Raw genomic sequence first — 19,147 nt, forward strand, 5'->3', positions numbered from 1 at the left:
GGTGTTCACGGGAATCGTCGAAGAACTGGGTGAGGTCGTCGCCAAGGAGGACCTGGTGGACGCCGCCCGGTTCGTGATCCGGGGTCCGGTGGTCACCAGCGACGCGGGCCACGGCGACTCGATCGCCGTCAACGGCGTCTGTCTGACCGTCGTCGAGGTGCTCGCCGACGGCGCCTTCTCCGCGGACGTGATGGCCGAGACGCTCGACCGGTCGAGCCTGGCCGGCGTCGGCGTCGGCAGCCGGGTGAACCTCGAGCGCGCGGCGGCGATCAACAGCCGCCTCGGCGGGCACATCGTGCAGGGCCACGTCGACGGCACCGGACACGTGATCGCGCGCACCCCCTCGGAGAACTGGGAGGTGGTGCGGATCGCGCTGCCGGACGCGGTCGCCCGCTACGTCGTGGAGAAGGGCTCGATCACCGTCGACGGCATCTCGCTGACGGTGTCGGGGCTGGGACCGGACTGGTTCGAGGTGTCGCTGATCCCCACCACGCTGCAGCTCACCACGCTCGGCACCGCGCCGGTCGGGACGCCGGTCAACCTCGAGGTGGACGTGATCGCCAAGTACGTCGAGCGCCTCCTCGGCGCCCGGGGGGACGGCTGACCCACCCACCGGTCGGTAGCGGCAATAACTCGTGGCCGCCGGTGGTTCATACTGAAGTCGAGTGATGGTCCCGGGCAGCACGCCCCTTCGAAGTAGGTGACTGAGATGACGAGGCTTGATTCCGTCGAACGGGCGATAGCCGACATTGCGGCGGGCAAGGCCGTCGTCGTCATCGACGACGAGGACCGGGAGAACGAGGGCGACCTCATCTTCGCCGCGGAGAAGGCCACGCCCGAACTGGTGGCGTTCATGGTGCGCTACACCTCCGGCTACCTCTGCGTGCCGCTGTCGGGCGAGATCTGCGACCGGCTCGGCCTGCTGCCGATGTACGCGGTCAACCAGGACAAGCACCAGACCGCCTACACCGTGACGGTCGACGCGCGGCGGGGTGTCGGCACCGGCATCTCGGCGTCCGACCGCGCCACCACGATGCGCCTCCTGGCCGACCCGACGGTCGTCAGCGATGACTTCACCAAGCCCGGGCACGTCGTGCCGCTGCGCGCCAAGGATGGCGGCGTGCTGCGCAGGCCCGGACACACCGAGGCGGCGGTCGACCTGGCCCGACTGGCCGGACTGCAGCCCGCGGGCGCCATCTGCGAGATCGTCAGCCAGAAGGACGAGGGCTCGATGGCGCAGACCGACGAGCTGCGCGTCTTCGCCGACGACCACGACCTGGCGCTGATCTCCATCGCCGACCTCATCGAGTGGCGCCGCAAGCACGAACGCCACATCGAGCGGATCGCCGAGGCCCGCATCCCCACCCGCTACGGCGAGTTCCGCGCCGTCGGCTACACCAGCATCTACGACGACGTCGAGCACGTCGCACTGGTGCGCGGCGACATCCCCGGACCCGACGGCGACGGCCACGACGTGCTGGTGCGCGTGCACTCGGAGTGCCTGACCGGCGACGTGTTCGGCTCGCGGCGCTGCGACTGCGGCCCGCAGCTGGACGCCGCGCTGGCGATGGTGGCCCGGGAGGGACGCGGCGTGGTGCTCTACATGCGCGGCCACGAGGGTCGCGGCATCGGGCTGCTGCACAAGCTGCAGGCCTACCAGCTGCAGGACGCCGGGGCCGACACCGTCGACGCCAACCTGAAGCTGGGCCTGCCCGCCGACGCCCGCGACTACGGCATCGGGGCGCAGATCCTCGTCGACCTCGGCATCCGGTCGATGCGGCTGCTCACCAACAACCCCGCCAAGCGCGTCGGCCTCGATGGCTACGGACTGCACATCATCGAGCGCGTGCCGCTCCCGGTGCGGGCCAACTCGGAGAACATCCGCTACCTGATGACCAAGCGCGACCGCATGGGTCACGACCTGACCGGCCTCGACGACTACGCCGAGTCGGTCGACATGGACGGCTACGACGAGGCCGTCTACCTCCTCGGGGACCGGCTGCCGCCGACCGCGGGCGAGTCGGGGAGCGCGGCACCGTGAGCGGCCACGGGGTACCGGACCTGCCCGTCGTCGACGCGTCAACGGTGAGCCTGGCGATCGTGGCGAGCACGTGGCACGACGAGGTGTGCAACGCCCTGCTCGACGGCGCCCTGCGCACCGCCAAGGACAGCGGCGTCACCGAGCCGACGGTGGTCCGCGTGCTCGGTGCCATCGAGATCCCGGTCGTCGCACAGGCTTTGGCCGCCAAGCACGATGCCGTCGTCGCGCTCGGCGTGGTGATCCGCGGCCAGACCCCGCACTTCGACTACGTGTGCGACGCGGTGACCCAGGGCCTCACCCGCGTCTCGCTCGACGAGTCGACGCCGGTGGCGAACGGCGTGTTGACCGTCAACGACGAGGCGCAGGCCTTCGACCGGGCGGGTCTGCCGGGATCGTCGGAGGACAAGGGCGCCCAGGCCGCCGCCGCCGCGCTGTCGACGGCGCTGACGTTGCGCGACATCAACGCATCGTGACCGACCAGACCCGCTGGGACCTCGAGGTGCGTCCGCACCTCACGCCGTACTTCGCGTTCGCCGCGGCCTTCCTCATCGCCGCGGCCCACATCGCGGTCGGCTTCCTGCTCAAGGTCGGGTCGAGCGGCGTCATCTTCCAGACCGCCGACCAGGTGGCCATCGCATGCCTCGGCATCATCATCGGCGGCCTGGTGCTGCTGTTCGCGCGGCCCCGGCTGCGCGTCGGGCCCGAGGGCATCGCCGTGCGGAACCTGGTCGTCGAGAAGGTGATCCCGTGGCGGGACGTCGTCGACGTCTCGTTCCCGAAGGGCGCCCGGTGGGCCCGCGTCGACCTGCCCGACTACGAGTACGTGCCGGCCATGGCCATCCAGGCCGTCGACAAGGAACGTGCCGTCGACGCGATGGAGCGGGTGCGCGCCCTCGTGACCCGCTACCGCACCGACGTCAGCTGACGTTCAGCCGCATCGTCACCTCGTGCGGCCGACCGGAGGTCGCGGCGCCGTCGAGGGTGAAGCCGAGTCCCTCGTAGACGCCCAGCGCCGCCACGTTCGCCGCCTCCACCCGCAGCGTCACCGACCGGGCCCGCTCGCTGCGCGCCCACCCGACCGCCGACGTCACCAGCTCCCGGGCCAGGCCGCGCCGCCGCGCGGACGGCTCCAGCCACAGCGAGTAGAGGTAGACGGTGTCGGAGGTCTCCCGCTGGGCGCCGATCAGTCCGACCATCCGCTCGTCGACCACGGCGGCGAACTGGGCGTGCGTGCGCAGCCGGCGGCGCCACCGCGCGGCGGTGAACGCCACCTCCGTCCGGTACTGGAGATCGTCGGTGCCGAGGGTGTCTCGCAGGGCCCGCAACCGCAGCGTCGCGAAGGCGCGCCAGTCGGTCTCGGCCAGTCGGACCACCGTCGTCGGGCTCATGCCGTGTCCGTCTGCCCCTCGCGTCGCGTGCGATAGAATCTGCTGACAGTGACCGATTTTCGTAGTACGCAGACCGCGGACCCGGTGTCCTCGGCACCCGGGATACTCGAAATCGATACTCCGCTTCTGCCGGTGACGCAACTCATCGCCCACCCGGGCACCAATCCGACGCTCGTCGTCCCCGTTATGGGCGCGGCGGCACCGGACGTCGAGGTCGTCTGGCGCCACCTGAGCGAGCCCGCGGACTTCTTCGGCGTGCCGATGCCCAGCCGCGACGACCTGGGCGGGGCGCTGGCCGAGCGCCTCCGCGGGTCCGGCCCGTCCGACGTCCACGCCGTCACGGTCACGCTGTTCGCCGTGGCGGGCCGGGCCACGCTCGTCCACGTGCGCGCGGACGCCGTCCGGCCGTCGCGGCCCGAGCCGGTGCGGATCGCGGTCCTCGACGCACCCGTCGACCGGCCGGATGCCGACGCACCGCACTGGCGGCGGATGGCCGCGCGCACCACCAGCCGTGGCCGCACCGACCACCTCGGCCGGCGGCTCGCCGACCTCGGCTGCGTCGACGCCGTCCCGCCGACCGGCGCACCCCACCTCGGCGCGCTGGTCTTCTGCACCCCGACCGGCCTGATGGGTCTCGATCGCCTCGAGCCCGCGTCGATCCTCGATCAACTCGGGGCCGTCGGCCTCGTCGTCGGCGTCACCCGGGTCGAGCACCGTCCGGCCGACGCCACCGCGGCCTGGTGGATCTCGCCGGGCTTCGAGACGCATCCCGTGGCGGACATCGGCGGCACCCCGTACGAGACCGCCGCCCAGACGTTCCTGGAGCACCCATGATCGACCGGTTCGACCCGGCCGCGTACCGCGCCTTCGGCATCGACGGCTACGAGTTCGCGGAGGGCAGGTTCACCGCCCAGTACACGCTGCGGGGCGACGACCCCGCCGACGACGTGACGTTCGCCGAGGTCGTCGACTTCGGGCGCGAACTGCCCGGACCCGTCGACGACCGGCTGCTGCGGCTGCTGGCGCTGACGTGTTCGCCGAGCTACTACAAGGCCGCCGCGCCCGCCCGCATCGAGATCGATTTCCCCACTGGCGAATTCGAGAAGGACTACCTGCGCGAACTGCTCGCCGGCGGCCTCGGCGAGTTCGCCTACACCAACGGGCTGCCCGCGGCGCTCACCCCGGAGGTGTCCGGACCGTCCGCCGACGGCGCGCCGCCGCGCCCACCCGACCGCTTCGACCCCGAGGCCGAGCCGCTGGTGCCGGTCGGCGGCGGCAAGGACTCGGTGGTCACCATCGAGCTGCTCAAGCGGCACGGCTTCGATCCGATGTTGTTCAGCGTCAACGAGTTCACGCCGATCGACCGGTGCATCGCGATCAGCGGCCTGGCCAGCACGCGGGTGCGGCGGACCATCTCCCGCACGCTGATCGAGGTCAACGCCCTCGGCGCGCACAACGGCCACGTCCCCGTCACCGCCATCAACAGCGTGATCGGCCTGATCGTCGCCGACGCCCTCGGGCTCGGACCGGTCGTGTTCTCCAACGAGCGGTCGTCCAACGTCGGCAACGTGCACTGGATGGGTCGCGACGTGAACCACCAGTGGTCCAAGAGCATCGGCTACGAGACGCTGCTGCGGGACACGCTCGCGGGATACGGCCTCGACCCCGACCGCTACTTCTCGCTGCTGCGCGCACTGTCGGAGTCCGAGATCGCCGACCGCTTCCGGGACTGCCCGCAGTACTTCGACGACTTCATCAGCTGCAACCGCCCGTTCGCCCTCGACCCGGCCCGCCGCGCGGCGTCGTGGTGCGGACACTGCCCGAAGTGCCTGTTCGTATTCCTGCTCATGGGACCGCGCCTCGGCCGGCCCCGCCTGGAGGGGATCTTCGGCCGCGACCCGCTCGACGACGACGCGAACCGTGCCTGCGTGGAGGACATCGTCGGGCTCGGCGCGCACAAGCCGTTCGAGTGCGTCGGTGAGTACTACGAGGCCGCCGAGTCGATGCTCGCCATCCTCGACGACCCGGCCTGGCAGGGGCTCGCGGTCGTCGAGGCGGTGCGGGCGCGTCGCGACGAGCTGACCGCCGTCGCGGGCACCGACGACGGCGGCGCGGGCGCCGTGAACTACGTACCCGCCCGCTACTCCCGCGTGCTGAACTGATCCGGCGCCCGTGAGCACCCGGTGACCGAGTCTCGACAGCCCGACCTCGACGGTCGGGTGGTGGGCATCTGGGGATTCGGCCGCGAGGGCATCTCGATGGCCCGGATGGCCTCGGCCGCAGGCGCTCTGCGCGTCGAGGCGGTCGACGATGCCGGCCGGCTGCCCTACGAGACGCCCGACGGAATCGACCGGCTCGAGGTCTACCGCGGCCCCGAGCACCTCGGGCGGCTGCGGGACTGCGACGTCGTGTTCGTCAGCCCCGGCGTGCCATGGCATCAGCCGACCTTCGAGGACCTGCGGTCCTCGGGCGTGCGGATCTCCAGTGCCGCCGACTGGTTCGTCACCCGGTTCGCCGCGCAGACCATCGGGGTCACCGGCACCAAGGGCAAGTCGACCACCGCGTCGTTCCTGGGAAAGGTGTTGTCCGCGTTGGGCGTCGACGTCGTGGTCGCGGGCAACATCGGCACCCCGCTGTCGGATCTCTCACCTGGCCCCGCCGAGATCGTGGTCGCCGAGCTGTCCAGCCAGCAGGCCGCACTGCTGACGGCCTCGCCCGCCGTGGCCGTGATCACCAACCTCTACGAGGACCACCTCGACTGGCACGGCGACACCGCCTCCTACTACGCGGCGAAGGCCAACGTCTTCCGGCACGGGTCCCGCACGCTGGTGTGCACACCCGACGTGGTCGCGCGCCTCGCGTCGATCGGCGTGACCGACCTCCCGCCGGCGCTGCACCTGGTGGACCCGGCGGATGTCCCCGACCTGCCGGGCGACTCGGTGATGTCGTTCGCGCACAACGCCGTCAACGCCGCACTCGCCATCGCCGCCGCCGCGGAGGCCACGGGCCGCACCGTGGGCGACGACGTCGTCGCCGCGGCCGCCGCGGCGTTCGAGGGACTGCCGCACCGGCTGCAGACCGTCCGCGTCACCGACGTCGACGGCAGGCCGGTCCGCTGGGTCGACGACACGTTGGCCACCACGGGGGAGAGCGTGGTGGCCGCGCTGCGCTCCACCGGCACCGACGAGACCGTCGCGCTGATCGTCGGCGGCATGGACCGCCACCTCGACTACGGCCAGGTGGACGACTACCTGTGCAGCGGTGAACGGGACGTCACGCTGGTGCAGTCGCCGAGCAACGGCGTCCGGATCGGCACGCGCTTCGCGGCCGCCCACCCGGACCGCACGCACGTGGCAGGCAGCCTCGAGGAGGCGGTGCGGGTCGCCGGCGCGGTGCCCGGTGTCGACGTGGTGCTGCTCTCACCCGGCGCGGCGAGTTACGACCTGTTCGCCAACTACGTCGCCAAGGGCGCGGCGTACTGCACGTTCATCGACGCACTGGGTTCCGGCACCGATGGCCCCCCGGGGTCCGTCTCACCCGCGAACTAACCTGGAACCCGTGCCCGATCCGCAGACGTACCGACCCGCCGTCGGGTCCATCCCGGTCGAGCCGGGCGTCTACCGATTCCGGGATCCCCGCGGCCGCGTCATCTACGTCGGCAAGGCCAAGAGCCTGCGCAGCAGGCTGAACTCCTACTTCTCCGACCTGTCCGCGCTGGCCCCCCGAACGCGGCAGATGGTCACCACCGCGGGCAGCGTCGAGTGGACCGTCGTCACCACCGAGGTGGAGGCGCTGCAGCTCGAGTACAACTGGATCAAGGAATTCGACCCGCGGTTCAACATCCGCTACCGCGACGACAAGTCCTACCCCGTGCTGGCCGTCACCCTCAACGAGGAGTTCCCGCGGCTGTTCGTCTACCGCGGGCCGCGCCGCAAGGGCGTGCGCTACTTCGGTCCGTACTCGCACGCGTGGGCCATCCGCGAGACCCTCGACCTGCTGCTGCGGGTGTTCCCGTCGCGCACCTGCTCGGCCGGCGTGCTCAAGCGGCACAACCAGATCGGCCGGCCCTGCCTGCTGGGATACATCGACAAGTGCTCGGCGCCGTGCGTCGGCAAGGTCAGCGCCGCCGAGCACCGGGCGATCGTCGAGGACTTCTGCGACTTCCTCGCCGGCAAGACCGACCGTCTGGTCCGCGACATGGAGAAGCAGATGACCGCGGCGGCCGAGGACCTCGACTTCGAGCGGGCCGCACGGCTGCGCGACGACGTCGGCGCACTCAAGCGCGCACTCGAGAAGCAGACCGTGGTGTTCGGCGACGGCACCGACGCCGACGTCGTGGCCTTCGCCGACGACGACCTGGAGGCGGCGGTACAGGTGTTCCACGTCCGCGGCGGCCGGGTCCGCGGCCAGCGCGGCTGGGTGGTCGAGAAGTCCGGCGAGCCGGGTGAATCCGGCCAGGAGCACCTCGTCGAGCAGTTCCTCACCCAGTTCTACGGCGATCAGGCCGAACTCGGCGGTTCGGCCGACGAGGCCACGGCCGCGGTGCCCCGTGAGGTGCTGGTGCCGGTGCTGCCCGACAACGTCGACGAACTCGCAGAGTGGCTGACGGCGCTGCGCGGGTCCCGGGTGCGGGTGCGGGTGCCGGTCCGCGGCGACAAGCGTGCCCTGGCCGAGACGGTGCACCGCAACGCCAAGGAGTCGCTGGCCCAGCACAAGCTCAAGCGTGCGGGCGACTTCAACGCGAGATCCGCTGCGCTGCAGAACATCCAGGAGTTCCTCGGGCTGGCCGAGGCGCCGCTGCGCATCGAGTGCATCGACATCAGCCACGTGCAGGGCACCGACGTCGTCGCATCGCTGGTGGTGTTCGAGGACGGGCTGCCCCGCAAGTCCGACTACCGGCACTACGCGATCCGGGAGGCCGCGGGCGACGGCCGCTCCGACGACGTCGCGTCGATCGCCGAGATCACCCGCAGGCGGTTCCTGCGCCACGTCAGCGACGCCGACCGTCCGCTGCTCGAGGACGGCAAGGCCCGCCGCTTCGCGTACCCGCCGAACCTGTTCGTGGTCGACGGTGGCGCCCCGCAGGTCAACGCCGCCGCCGACGTGCTCGAGGACCTCGGCGTCACCGACGTCGCGATCATCGGGCTGGCCAAGCGCCTCGAGGAGGTCTGGGTGCCCGGCGAGGCCGACCCCGTGATCATGCCGCGCAACAGCGAAGGGCTGTACCTGCTGCAGCGGGTGCGTGACGAGGCGCATCGGTTCGCGATCAGCTACCACCGCAGCAAGCGGTCCAAGCGGATGACCGCCTCGGCGCTGGACTCGGTGCGTGGGCTCGGCGAGCACCGGCGCAAGGCGCTGGTCACCCACTTCGGCAGCGTCGCGAAGCTCAAGGACGCCAGCGTCGAGGAGATCACCTCGGTACCCGGAATCGGCGTCGCGACGGCCAAGGCGGTCCTCGCCGCACTGGGCGCACCCGTCGAACCGGACGCGGGCGAGGCGCTGATCGACCATGATTCAAGTCGGGCATCGGGATGACGGGCGAGGACGTGCAGAGCGAAGTGGTCGGCGAGTCGGGGGACGGCATCGACGTCGTCCTCGTCACGGGGCTGTCCGGGGCCGGTCGCGGCACCGCCGCCAAGGTCCTCGAGGACCTCGGCTGGTACGTCGCCGACAACCTCCCGCCGGAACTGATCGCGCGGATGGTCGAACTCGGCCTGGCCGCCGGATCGCGGATCACCCGGCTGGCGGTGGTCATGGACGTGCGCTCGCGCGGATTCACCGGCGACCTCGACTGGGTGCGCAGCGACCTGGCCACCCGCAACATCGCGCCGCGCGTGCTGTTCCTCGAGGCGTCCGACGACATCCTGGTCCGCCGCTACGAGCAGAACCGCCGCAGTCACCCGCTGCAGGGCAATCACACCCTGGCGGAGGGCATCGCGGCCGAGCGCTCGCTGCTCGCCCCGGTGCGCGCCGCGGCCGACCTGGTGATCGACACCTCGAAGCTGTCCGTGCACGACCTGCGGGCCAGCATCGAACGCGCGTTCAGCAGCGAGACGAAGGCCCACACCAGCGTCACCGTCGAGTCGTTCGGCTACAAGTACGGGCTGCCCATGGACGCCGACACCGTGATGGACGTCCGGTTCCTGCCGAACCCGCACTGGGTCGACGAACTGCGGCGGCACACCGGCCAGCACCCCGCGGTCCGCGACTACGTCCTCGGCCAACCCGGCGCGGAGGACTTCCTGGACACCTACCATCGCCTTCTCGAGGTCGTCATCGACGGATACCGCCGGGAGGGGAAGCGCTACATGACCGTCGCCATCGGCTGCACCGGCGGCAAACACCGCAGCGTCGCCATGGCCGAGGCGCTGGCCGCCCGCCTCGACGGCGGGGCCGACGAACTCACGGTTCGGGTGCTGCACCGGGACATGGGACGCGAATGAGTGCCCGCATCGTCGCGCTCGGCGGCGGCCACGGCCTGTATGCGACCCTGTCGGCCGCGCGCCGGCTCACCCCGCACGTGACGGCGGTGGTGACCGTCGCCGACGACGGCGGCTCGTCGGGCCGGTTGCGCAACGAACTCGACGTGGTGCCACCGGGTGACCTGCGAATGGCGTTGGCGGCGTTGGCCGCCGACAGCCCGCACGGACAGCTGTGGGCCACGATCATCCAGCACCGCTTCGGCGGCAGCGGCGCGCTGGCGGGCCACCCGATCGGCAACCTCCTGCTGGCCGGCCTCAACGAGGTGCTCGCCGACCCGGTGGCTGCGCTCGACGAACTCGGCCGCGTCCTCGGCCTCAAGGGCCGGGTGCTGCCGATGTGCCCGATCGCGCTGCAGATCGAGGCCGACGTGGGCGGCCTCGAGTCGGACCCGCGCATGAGCCGGGTCATCCGCGGCCAGGTCGGCATCGCCACCACCGTCGGCAAGGTGCGGCGCGTGCGGCTGCTGCCGGGCAACCCGCCGGCCACCCGGCAGGCCGTCGACGCGATCATGGCGGCCGACCTGGTGGTGCTCGGCCCGGGGTCCTGGTTCACCAGCGTGATCCCGCACGTCCTGGTGCCGCAGCTCGCTGCGGCGCTGAAGGCGACGACCGCGCGGCGGGCGGTCGTCCTCAACCTCGTCTCCGAGCCGGGGGAGACCGCCGGGTTCTCCGCCGAGCGGCATCTGCACGTGCTCGCGCAACACGCACCGGGCTTCACGGTGCACGACATCGTCGTCGACGCGGCCAGCGTTCCCAGCGAACGCGAACGCGAACAACTGAGGCGCACGGCAGGCACTCTCGAGGCATCGGTCGAGTTTGCTGACGTGTCGCGACCTGGTACACCATTACATGACCCGGCGCGCCTGGCCGCGGCTCTGGAGCGGGTGCGACTGCGGGGGACTGCACCCGCAGGCCCCGCGCACCAGCCGACGACCCCCACGCCTGCCTTCCGGTCGGTCGACGAGAGGTGACGATCACGTGGCGATGACTGCCGAGGTCAAGGACGAACTGAGCCGACTGGTGATCAACTCCGTGAGCGCGCGGCGTGCCGAGGTGGCATCGCTGCTGCGTTTCGCGGGTGGCCTGCACATCGTGGCGGGCCGCGTGGTCGTCGAGGCCGAGGTCGATCTGGGCATCATCGCGCGCCGACTGCGCAAGGACATCCACGACCTGTACGGCTACAACGCGGTGGTGCACGTGATGTCGGCGACCGGCATCCGCAAGAGCACGCGCTACGTGGTGCGGGTGGCCCAGGACGGCGAGGCACTGGCACGTCAGACCGGACTGCTCGACGTGCGCGGCAGGCCGGTGCGCGGCTTGCCCGCACAGGTGGTCGGCGGCAGTGTCGGAGATGCCGAAGCCGCTTGGCGCGGAGCATTTCTGGCGCACGGCTCGCTCACCGAGCCGGGGCGCTCGTCGGCGCTCGAGGTGAGCTGCCCGGGACCCGAGGCGGCGCTCGCACTCGTCGGCGCCGCACGGCGGCTCGGCGTCAGCGCGAAGGCGCGCGAGGTCCGCGGCGCGGACCGGGTGGTGGTGCGCGACGGCGAGGCCATCGGCGCGCTGCTCACCCGGATGGGCGCGCAGGACACCCGACTGACCTGGGAGGAGCGCCGGATGCGGCGCGAGGTGCGCGCCACGGCGAACCGTCTCGCGAACTTCGACGACGCGAACCTGCGACGGTCGGCGCGCGCCGCCGTCGCGGCCGCGGCACGCGTCGAGCGGGCGCTGCACATCCTGGGCGACACCGTGCCCGACCATCTGTCCAACGCGGGCCGGCTGCGGGTCGAGCACCGGCAGGCCAGCCTCGAGGAACTCGGCCGCCTCGCCGACCCGCCGATGACGAAAGACGCGGTGGCAGGACGCATCCGGAGGCTGCTGTCGATGGCCGACCGCAAGGCCAAGCAGGACGGGATTCCCGACACGGAGTCGGCGGTCACCCCGGATCTGCTCGACGACGCCTAAGGTCGGGCCGGTCCCGTCGCGGGGTGTCCTGACCAGGCTGCACCGGCGCGACGCTGCGGCACTAGGCTGGTCGCGAGTGTTCAAACCGGCTAGTCCAACCGACTAAAGGAGACATGGCGTGACCATCCGCGTAGGCGTGAACGGCTTCGGTCGAATCGGACGAAACTTCTTCCGGGCGCTCGACGCGCAGAAGGCCGCAGGCAACAACCAGGACATCGAGATCGTCGCGGTCAACGACCTGACCGACAACGCGACCCTGGCGCACCTGCTGAAGTTCGACTCCATCCTCGGCCGCCTGCCCTACGAGGTGAGCCTCGAGGGCGAGGACACCATCGTCGTCGGCGACCACAAGATCAAGGCCCTCGCGGTCAAGGAAGGCCCGTCGGCACTGCCCTGGGGCGACCTGGGCGTCGACGTGGTCGTCGAGTCCACCGGCATCTTCACCAAGCGCGACAAGGCCCAGGGTCACCTGGACTCGGGCGCCAAGAAGGTCATCATCTCCGCGCCGGCCACCGACGAGGACATCACCATCGTGCTCGGCGTCAACGACGACAAGTACGACGGCAGCCAGAACATCATCTCCAACGCGTCGTGCACCACGAACTGCCTCGGCCCGCTGGCCAAGGTCCTCAACGACGAGTTCGGCATCGTCAAGGGCCTGATGACCACGATCCACGCGTACACGCAGGATCAGAACCTGCAGGACGGCCCGCACAGCGACCTGCGTCGCGCCCGCGCCGCCGCGATCAACATCGTCCCCACCTCGACGGGTGCCGCCAAGGCGATCGGCCTGGTGCTCCCGGAGCTGAAGGGCAAGCTCGACGGCTACGCGCTGCGGGTGCCGATCCCCACGGGTTCGGTCACCGACCTCACCGCGCACCTCGCGAAGTCGGCCAGCGCCGCCGACATCAACGCCGCGTTCAAGGCCGCGGCCGAGGGCAAGCTCAAGGGCATCCTCAAGTACTACGACGCCCCGATCGTCTCGAGCGACATCGTCACCGACCCGCACAGCTCGCTGTTCGACTCCGGCCTGACCAAGGTCATCGACGATCAGGCGAAGGTCGTGTCCTGGTACGACAACGAGTGGGGTTACAGCAACCGCCTCGTCGACCTGGTCGCCCTGGTGGGCAAGTCGCTGTAAGACGATGGCTGTCAAGACGCTCGAAGATCTGCTGGCCGACGGCGTCGAGGGTCGGGGCGTGCTGGTGCGCTCCGACCTGAACGTCCCGCTCGACGACGACGGGAAGATCTCGGACCCGGGCCGCATCATCGCCTCGGTGCCGACGCTGAAGGCGCTCGCCGAGGCCGGCGCGAAGGTGATCGTCACCGCCCACCTCGGTCGGCCGAAGGACGGGCCCGACCCGAAGCTCTCGCTGGCGCCGGTCGCGGCCGCGCTCGGCGAGAAGCTGGGCAGGCACGTCCAGCTGGCCGGCGACGTCGTGGGCACCGACGCGCTCGCGCGCGCCGAGGGACTGACCGACGGCGACGTGCTGCTGCTGGAGAACATCCGGTTCGAGCCGCGCGAGACCAGCAAGGACGACGGCGAACGCCTCGCCCTGGCCAAGGCCCTCGTCGAACTCGTCGGTGACGACGGCGCATTCGTCTCCGACGGCTTCGGCGTCGTGCACCGCAAGCAGGCGTCGGTCTACGACGTCGCCACGCTGCTCCCGCATTACGCGGGCACGCTGGTGGCCGCCGAGGTCGAGGTCCTCCAGCAGCTGACGAGTTCCACCGAGAAGCCGTACGCGGTGGTGCTCGGCGGGTCCAAGGTCTCCGACAAGCTCGCGGTCATCGAGAACCTCGCCACCAAGGCCGACAGCCTGATCATCGGCGGCGGCATGTGCTTCACCTTCCTTGCCGCGCAAGGGGTCTCGGTCGGGAACTCGCTGCTGCAGGAGGAGATGATCGACACCTGTAGGAAGCTGCTGGAGGACTACGGCGACGTGATCCACCTGCCGGTCGACATCGTGGTGGCCGAGAAGTTCGCCGCCGACTCGCCGCCCAGCACGGTGGCCGCCACCGACATCCCCGACGGCACCATGGGACTCGACATCGGTCCCGAGTCGGTCAAGCGCTTCACCGCGCTGCTGTCGAACGCGAAGACGGTGTTCTGGAACGGCCCGATGGGCGTGTTCGAGTTCCCCGAGTTCGCCGCGGGCACCAAGGGCGTCGCCGAGGCGATCATCGGCGCCACCGCGAAGGGCGCGTTCAGCGTCGTCGGTGGTGGCGACTCGGCCGCCGCGGTCCGTCAGCTGGGTCTGGCGGAGGACGGCTTCTCGCACATCTCGACCGGCGGCGGAGCGTCGCTGGAGTACCTCGAGGGCAAGACGCTGCCCGGCATCCAGATCATCTCGTCCGACAGTCCCTCGAGCTAGGAGCCCTCCCGTGGCACGCAAGCCGCTCATCGCCGGCAACTGGAAGATGAACCTCAACCACTTCGAGGCCATCGCCCTGGTGCAGAAGATCGCATTCTCGTTGCCGGACAAGTACTTCGACCACGTGGACGTCACCGTCATCCCGCCCTTCACCGATCTGCGCAGCGTGCAGACGCTGGTGGACGGCGACAAGCTGCGGCTGACGTACGGCGCGCAGGACGTCTCCCAGCACGACTCGGGGGCCTACACCGGCGAGATCAGTGGCACGTTCCTGGCCAAGCTCGGCTGCACGTTCGCCGTCGTGGGTCACTCCGAGCGCCGCACGTACCACGCCGAGGACGATGCCCTGGTCGCGGCGAAGGCGGCGGCGGCGCTCAAGCACGGGCTCACCCCGATCGTGTGCATCGGCGAGGCACTGGAGGTCCGTGAGGCGGGCGATCACGTCGCGTACAACGTCAACTCGCTGCGGGGCTCCCTGGCCGGCCTGTCGGCCGAGCAGATCTCGCGGGTGGTCATCGCCTACGAGCCGGTGTGGGCCATCGGCACCGGCCGCGTCGCCAGTGCCGCCGACGCGCAGGAGGTGTGCGCGGCGATCCGGTCGGAGCTGGCCGAGCTGGCGTCCATCGACGTCGCCGCCGCGGTCCGGGTGCTCTACGGCGGATCGGTGAACGCGAAGAACGTCGGCGAGATCGTCGGCCAGAACGACGTGGACGGTGCGCTGGTCGGTGGAGCGTCCCTGGACGGCGAGCAGTTCGCGACCCTGTCGGCCATCGCCGCGGGCGGTCCGCTGCCCTGATCCCGGGCTGACCCGTGGCGGGGATCGCCGCTGCTGCACGGTAGTCTGGTCGCCATGTTCCTGGCTCTGCAGATCACCCTCATCGTCACCAGCCTCCTGGTGGTCCTGTTGGTGTTGCTGCACCGCGCGAAGGGTGGCGGCCTGTCCACCCTGTTCGGCGGCGGTGTGCAGTCCAGCCTCTCCGGATCGACGGTCGTCGAGAAGAACCTCGACCGCCTCACGTACTTCATCACGGGCATCTGGCTGGTGTCGATCATCGGCATCGCGCTGCAGATCAAGTACGGCGTCTAGCGCTTCGGCGGGCACACCCGCCGCCTCACCCTGCGTGCCGGTGACCGCACGTCGATACTGGTGGCATGGCAGACGCATCCGACACCGCGCTGGAACCCATTGGCTCGGTGCGCCGCACCCAGGGTGGCCGCGAGGCCACCGAACCGATGCGCGAGGACATCCGCCTCCTCGGCACGATCCTCGGCGACACCGTCCGCGAGCAGAGCGGTGACGAGGTCTTCGAACTCGTCGAGAACGCCCGCGTCGAATCGTTCCGGGTACGCCGCTCCGAGATCGAGCGCGCGGAGGTCTCCCGCCTGTTCGACGGCATCGACGCCCGCCAGGCCATCCCCGTCATCCGTGCCTTCACCCACTTCGCCCTGCTGGCCAACGTGGCCGAGGACATCCACCGCGAACGCCGCCGCGCCGTGCACGTCGCGGCGGGGGAGCCCCCGCAGGCGAGCAGCCTGGCCGCCACCTACCTCAAACTCGAATCGGCCGAACTGGATTCGGCGACCGTCGCCGACGCGCTGACCGGCGCGCTGGTGTCGCCGGTGATCACCGCACACCCCACCGAGACCCGCCGCCGCACCGTGTTCGACACCCAGCACCGGATCACCGAGCTGATGCGGCTGCGCGCCCACGGCCACGACACCACCGACGACGGCCGCAGCATCGAACTCGAACTGCGCAGGCACATCCTCACGCTGTGGCAGACCGCGCTGATCCGGTTGTCGCGGCTGAAGATCCAGGACGAGATCGAGACCGGGCTGCGCTACTACCCGTCGGCGTTCTTCGACGTGATCCCGCGCGTCAACGCCGAGGTCCGCACCGCGCTGCAGGCGCGGTGGCCCGACGCCCACGTGCTCACCGAGCCCATCCTGCGGCCCGGCTCGTGGATCGGCGGCGACCGCGACGGCAACCCGAACGTCACCGCCGAGGTGGTGCGCCTCGCGACCGGCAGCGCCGCCTTCACCGCGCTCGACCACTACTTCGCCGAGATCAGCACGCTCGAGGAGGAGCTGTCCATGTCGGCGCGGCTGGTAACGGTCACCGACGACCTCGCCGCGCTGGCCGAGATCTGCGCCGAGCCCGCCCGCGCCGACGAGCCGTACCGGCGGGCGCTGCGCGGCATCCACGGCAGGCTCACCGCCACGGCCCGGGAGATCCTCGACCGCCAGCCCGAACGCATCCTCGACCTGGGTCTCGAACGGTACGAGACCCCCGACGAGCTGCTCGCCGACCTCGACGTCGTCGACGCGTCGCTGCGCGCCAACGGCAGCGCGGTCGTGGCCGACGACCGGCTGGCCCGGCTGCGGGAGGCCGTGCACGTCTTCGGCTTCCACCTCTCCGGCCTCGACATGCGGCAGAACTCCGACGTGCACGAGGAGGTCGTCGCCGAGCTGCTGGCGTGGGCGGGCGTGCACCCCGACTATGCGTCGCTGCCCGAGGACGAGCGCGTCGAGCTGCTGGCCGGCGAACTGGCCACCCGGCGTCCGCTGGTGGGCCCGGGCGCGGAGCTGTCCGACCTCGCCCGCAAGGAACTCGACATCGTCGCCGCCGGCGCCCGCGCGGTCACGGTGTTCGGCCCGAACGCCGTGCCGAACTACATCATCTCGATGTGCCAGTCGGTGTCGGACATGCTCGAGGCGGCCATCCTGCTCAAGGAGGTGGGGCTGATCGACGCGTCGGGTGACCGGCCGTACGCCCCGGTGGGCATCGTGCCGCTGTTCGAGACCATCGACGACCTGCAGCGCGGCTCGGCGATCCTCGAGGCGGTGCTGGACCTGCCGCTGTACCGGTCGCTGGTCACCGCCCGCGGGGAGCAGCAGGAGGTGATGCTCGGGTACTCCGACTCCAACAAGGACGGCGGGTACCTGGCGGCGAACTGGGCGCTGTACCGGGCCGAACTCGACCTCGTCGAGAGCGCCCGCACGACGGGCATCCGGCTGCGGCTCTTCCACGGTCGCGGCGGCACCGTCGGCCGTGGCGGCGGCCCCAGCTACGACGCGATCCTCGCGCAGCCGCCCGGCGCGGTGCGCGGGTCCCTGCGGATCACCGAGCAGGGCGAGATCATCGCCGCCAAGTACGCCGAACCCAGGATCGCGCACCGCAACCTCGAGACGCTGCTCGCGGCGACGCTGGAGTCCACCCTGCTCGACGTCGAGGGACTCGGCGACACCGCCGAACCCGCCTACGAGGTGCTCGACGACCTCGCGGCCCGTGCGCAGCGCGCCTACGGCGAACTGGTGCACGACACCGAGGGCTTCGTCGAGTACTTCAAGGCGTCCACGCCCGTCAGCGAGATCGGCGCGCTGAACATCGGCAGCCGGCCGACGTCCCGCAAGCCCACCACGTCGATCTCGGACCTGCGGGCGATCCCATGGGTGCTGGCCTGGAGCCAGTCCCGGGTGATGCTGCCGGGCTGGTACGGCACGGGTGCCGCGGTCGAGGACTGGCTCGACGCCGGCCCCGAGACGCGGGACGAGAAGGTGGAGGTGCTGCGCGATCTCTACCGGCGCTGGCCGTTCTTCCGGACCGTGCTGTCCAACATGGCGCAGGTCATGGCGAAGGCCGACATGGGTCTGGCGGCGCGCTACTCCGAACTGGTCGAGGACGAGGCGTTGCGGCGCAGGGTGTTCGACAAGATCGTCGCGGAGTACGACCGCACGATCCGCGTGTACGAGCTGATCACCGGCCACGACGACCTGCTGGCCGACAACCCCGCGCTCGCGCGGTCGGTGTTCAACCGGTTCCCGTACCTGGAGCCGCTCAACCACCTGCAGGTAGAACTGCTCCGCCGGTTCCGCGCCGGCGACTCCGACGAACTCGTGCAGCGCGGCATCCTGCTCACGATGAGCGGGCTGGCGACGGCACTGCGCAACAGCGGCTAGCCCACCAGCCGGGCCAGGTCGTCGACGGCGGCGCGGACGGCTGCGCCGAACGCGGCGCTGCCGGTGTGCCCGGCGTCGTCGATCAGCGCGAGTTCCGCTGCGGGCCAACGCTTTGCCAGCTCCCAGGCGGTCTGGGCGGGACAGCCCAGGTCGCGTCTGCCGTGCACCAGGCGGCCGGGGAGGTGCGCGATCGCGTCGACGCCCGCCAGGAGTTCGCCGTCGCGCAGCCATGCGTGGTGGCCGAAGTAGTGCGCGGCCAGCCGGACGAACGCGATGCGATCGGAACCCGTTCGGCGACTGTAGCTTCCGGGTGTCCCCGTCGACTCGTGGGCGATCAGGGCGTCCTCCCAGGTGCACCAGTCGCCGGCGGCGCGCTCCCGGACCGCGGGGTCGGGGTCGGCGATCAGCCGGGCGTACGCCGCGATCAGGTCGACCGTCGAGTCGGTGCCGAGGCCCGGTCCCGCGCCGGCCCGGAACTCGTCCCACGCGTCGGGTGCCAGCCGGCCGGCGCCGCGGTAGAGCCAGTCGACCTCGTCGGGCGTCGTGGTGGTCACCGCGACGAGCAGCAGCCCGGTGACGCGTTGGGGGTGGCGTTGCGCGTACGCCAGCGCCAGCGTCGATCCCCACGACGCGCCGTACACCAGCCACCGGTCGATGCCGAGGTGCTCGCGGAGGCGTTCGACGTCGCCGATCAGGTGCGAGGTGGTGTTCGCGTCGAGCGACACCGCCGGGTCGGCGACGTTGGGCAGGCTCTCCCCGCAGCCGCGCTGGTCGAACAGCACGGTCCGGAACCGCTTCGCGTCGAACGTCTTCCAGCCGCTTCGGGATCCGCCGCCGCCCGGGCCGCCGTGCAGGCACACCACCGGGATGCCGCCGGGATCGCCCGCCACGCCGTACCAGACGTGCTGACCGTCGCCGACGTCGAGCATCGCCATCCGC

The 19,147-nt window shown here is 71.0% G+C and carries 17 protein-coding genes and 1 pseudogene; 16 read left to right on the forward strand and 2 right to left on the reverse strand.

Features of this window, described 5'->3' with window-relative positions:
• The first annotated feature begins 1 nt into the window (after position 1).
• The 4 genes from AC1MEY_RS07700 (at position 2) to AC1MEY_RS07715 (ending at position 2,966) form a co-directional block, all read left to right on the forward strand.
• Complete coding sequence (locus AC1MEY_RS07700) at positions 2-604, forward strand: riboflavin synthase (protein WP_480230086.1); 603 nt, start codon at positions 2-4, stop codon at positions 602-604.
• Positions 605-709: 105 nt separating this feature from the next.
• Positions 710-2,041 carry a bifunctional 3,4-dihydroxy-2-butanone-4-phosphate synthase/GTP cyclohydrolase II gene (locus AC1MEY_RS07705; protein WP_480230087.1) on the forward strand — a complete coding sequence of 444 codons (1,332 nt, stop codon included), beginning with the start codon at positions 710-712 and terminating at the stop codon, positions 2,039-2,041.
• Positions 2,038-2,514, forward strand: a complete 477-nt coding sequence (gene ribH, locus AC1MEY_RS07710) for a 6,7-dimethyl-8-ribityllumazine synthase (RefSeq protein ID WP_480230088.1) — start codon at positions 2,038-2,040, stop codon at positions 2,512-2,514. The genes AC1MEY_RS07705 and ribH overlap by 4 nt, the downstream gene beginning before the upstream one ends.
• The gene (locus AC1MEY_RS07715; protein WP_480230089.1) at positions 2,511-2,966 is read left to right on the forward strand and encodes a PH domain-containing protein; all 456 of its coding nucleotides are present in this window, start codon (positions 2,511-2,513) and stop codon (positions 2,964-2,966) included. Before ribH ends, AC1MEY_RS07715 begins: the two co-directional genes overlap by 4 nt.
• On the opposite strand, the gene AC1MEY_RS07720 is transcribed toward AC1MEY_RS07715, so the two are convergent.
• A complete protein-coding gene (locus AC1MEY_RS07720; RefSeq protein WP_480230090.1) occupies positions 2,959-3,429 on the reverse strand; it encodes a GNAT family N-acetyltransferase in 471 nt (156 codons plus the stop codon). The genes AC1MEY_RS07715 and AC1MEY_RS07720 overlap by 8 nt on opposite strands.
• Positions 3,430-3,561: 132 nt before the next feature.
• On the opposite strand from AC1MEY_RS07720, the gene AC1MEY_RS07725 reads away from it, so the two are divergent.
• The 12 genes and pseudogenes from AC1MEY_RS07725 to ppc all read left to right on the forward strand — a co-directional run bounded on the left by AC1MEY_RS07725 (position 3,562) and on the right by ppc (position 18,208).
• Positions 3,562-4,263, forward strand: coding sequence for a hypothetical protein (locus tag AC1MEY_RS07725; RefSeq protein ID WP_480230091.1), 702 nt, complete (start codon positions 3,562-3,564; stop codon positions 4,261-4,263).
• Positions 4,260-5,591, forward strand: a complete 1,332-nt coding sequence (locus tag AC1MEY_RS07730) for a MurL-like N-terminal domain-containing (protein WP_480230092.1) — start codon at positions 4,260-4,262, stop codon at positions 5,589-5,591. Before AC1MEY_RS07725 ends, AC1MEY_RS07730 begins: the two co-directional genes overlap by 4 nt.
• Positions 5,592-5,612: 21 nt before the next feature.
• On the forward strand, positions 5,613-6,977 hold the full coding sequence (gene murD / locus AC1MEY_RS07735) for a UDP-N-acetylmuramoyl-L-alanine--D-glutamate ligase (RefSeq protein WP_480230093.1): 1,365 nt from the start codon (positions 5,613-5,615) through the stop codon (positions 6,975-6,977).
• A gap of 10 nt (positions 6,978-6,987) precedes the next feature.
• Positions 6,988-8,964: an excinuclease ABC subunit UvrC gene (gene uvrC / locus AC1MEY_RS07740; RefSeq protein WP_480230094.1), complete on the forward strand. Its 1,977-nt coding sequence runs from the start codon at positions 6,988-6,990 to the stop codon at positions 8,962-8,964.
• Positions 8,965-8,975: 11 nt separating this feature from the next.
• Positions 8,976-9,872 (forward strand): RNase adapter RapZ, encoded by an 897-nt coding sequence (rapZ, locus tag AC1MEY_RS07745; RefSeq protein WP_480230095.1) that lies wholly within the window; start codon positions 8,976-8,978, stop codon positions 9,870-9,872.
• A pseudogene (gene yvcK, locus AC1MEY_RS07750) lies at positions 9,869-10,886 on the forward strand (uridine diphosphate-N-acetylglucosamine-binding protein YvcK); the annotation flags it as partial. The gene rapZ and the pseudogene yvcK, both read left to right, overlap by 4 nt.
• Positions 10,887-10,895: 9 nt before the next feature.
• Entirely contained in the window at positions 10,896-11,873 is a 978-nt protein-coding gene (gene whiA / locus AC1MEY_RS07755; protein ID WP_480231356.1) for a DNA-binding protein WhiA, read from the forward strand.
• A 118-nt stretch (positions 11,874-11,991) separates the two neighbouring features.
• Entirely contained in the window at positions 11,992-13,014 is a 1,023-nt protein-coding gene (gene gap / locus AC1MEY_RS07760; RefSeq protein WP_480230096.1) for a type I glyceraldehyde-3-phosphate dehydrogenase, read from the forward strand.
• Positions 13,015-13,018: 4 nt separating this feature from the next.
• Positions 13,019-14,248 (forward strand): phosphoglycerate kinase, encoded by a 1,230-nt coding sequence (locus AC1MEY_RS07765; RefSeq protein WP_480230097.1) that lies wholly within the window; start codon positions 13,019-13,021, stop codon positions 14,246-14,248.
• A 10-nt stretch (positions 14,249-14,258) separates the two neighbouring features.
• Positions 14,259-15,044, forward strand: a complete 786-nt coding sequence (gene tpiA / locus AC1MEY_RS07770) for a triose-phosphate isomerase (protein WP_480230098.1) — start codon at positions 14,259-14,261, stop codon at positions 15,042-15,044.
• A gap of 54 nt (positions 15,045-15,098) precedes the next feature.
• Entirely contained in the window at positions 15,099-15,335 is a 237-nt protein-coding gene (gene secG / locus AC1MEY_RS07775) for a preprotein translocase subunit SecG (protein ID WP_480230099.1), read from the forward strand.
• 65 nt (positions 15,336-15,400) lie between these two features.
• Entirely contained in the window at positions 15,401-18,208 is a 2,808-nt protein-coding gene (gene ppc / locus AC1MEY_RS07780) for a phosphoenolpyruvate carboxylase (RefSeq protein WP_480230100.1), read from the forward strand.
• On the opposite strand, the gene pip is transcribed toward ppc, so the two are convergent.
• Positions 18,205-19,143 carry a prolyl aminopeptidase gene (gene pip / locus AC1MEY_RS07785; RefSeq protein WP_480230101.1) on the reverse strand — a complete coding sequence of 313 codons (939 nt, stop codon included), beginning with the start codon at positions 19,141-19,143 and terminating at the stop codon, positions 18,205-18,207. The two genes, ppc and pip, sit on opposite strands and share 4 nt — an antisense overlap.
• Between the last annotated feature and the right edge of the window lie 4 nt (positions 19,144-19,147).

The sequence above is a fragment of the Mycobacterium sp. PTI7 genome (genome assembly GCF_056679845.1).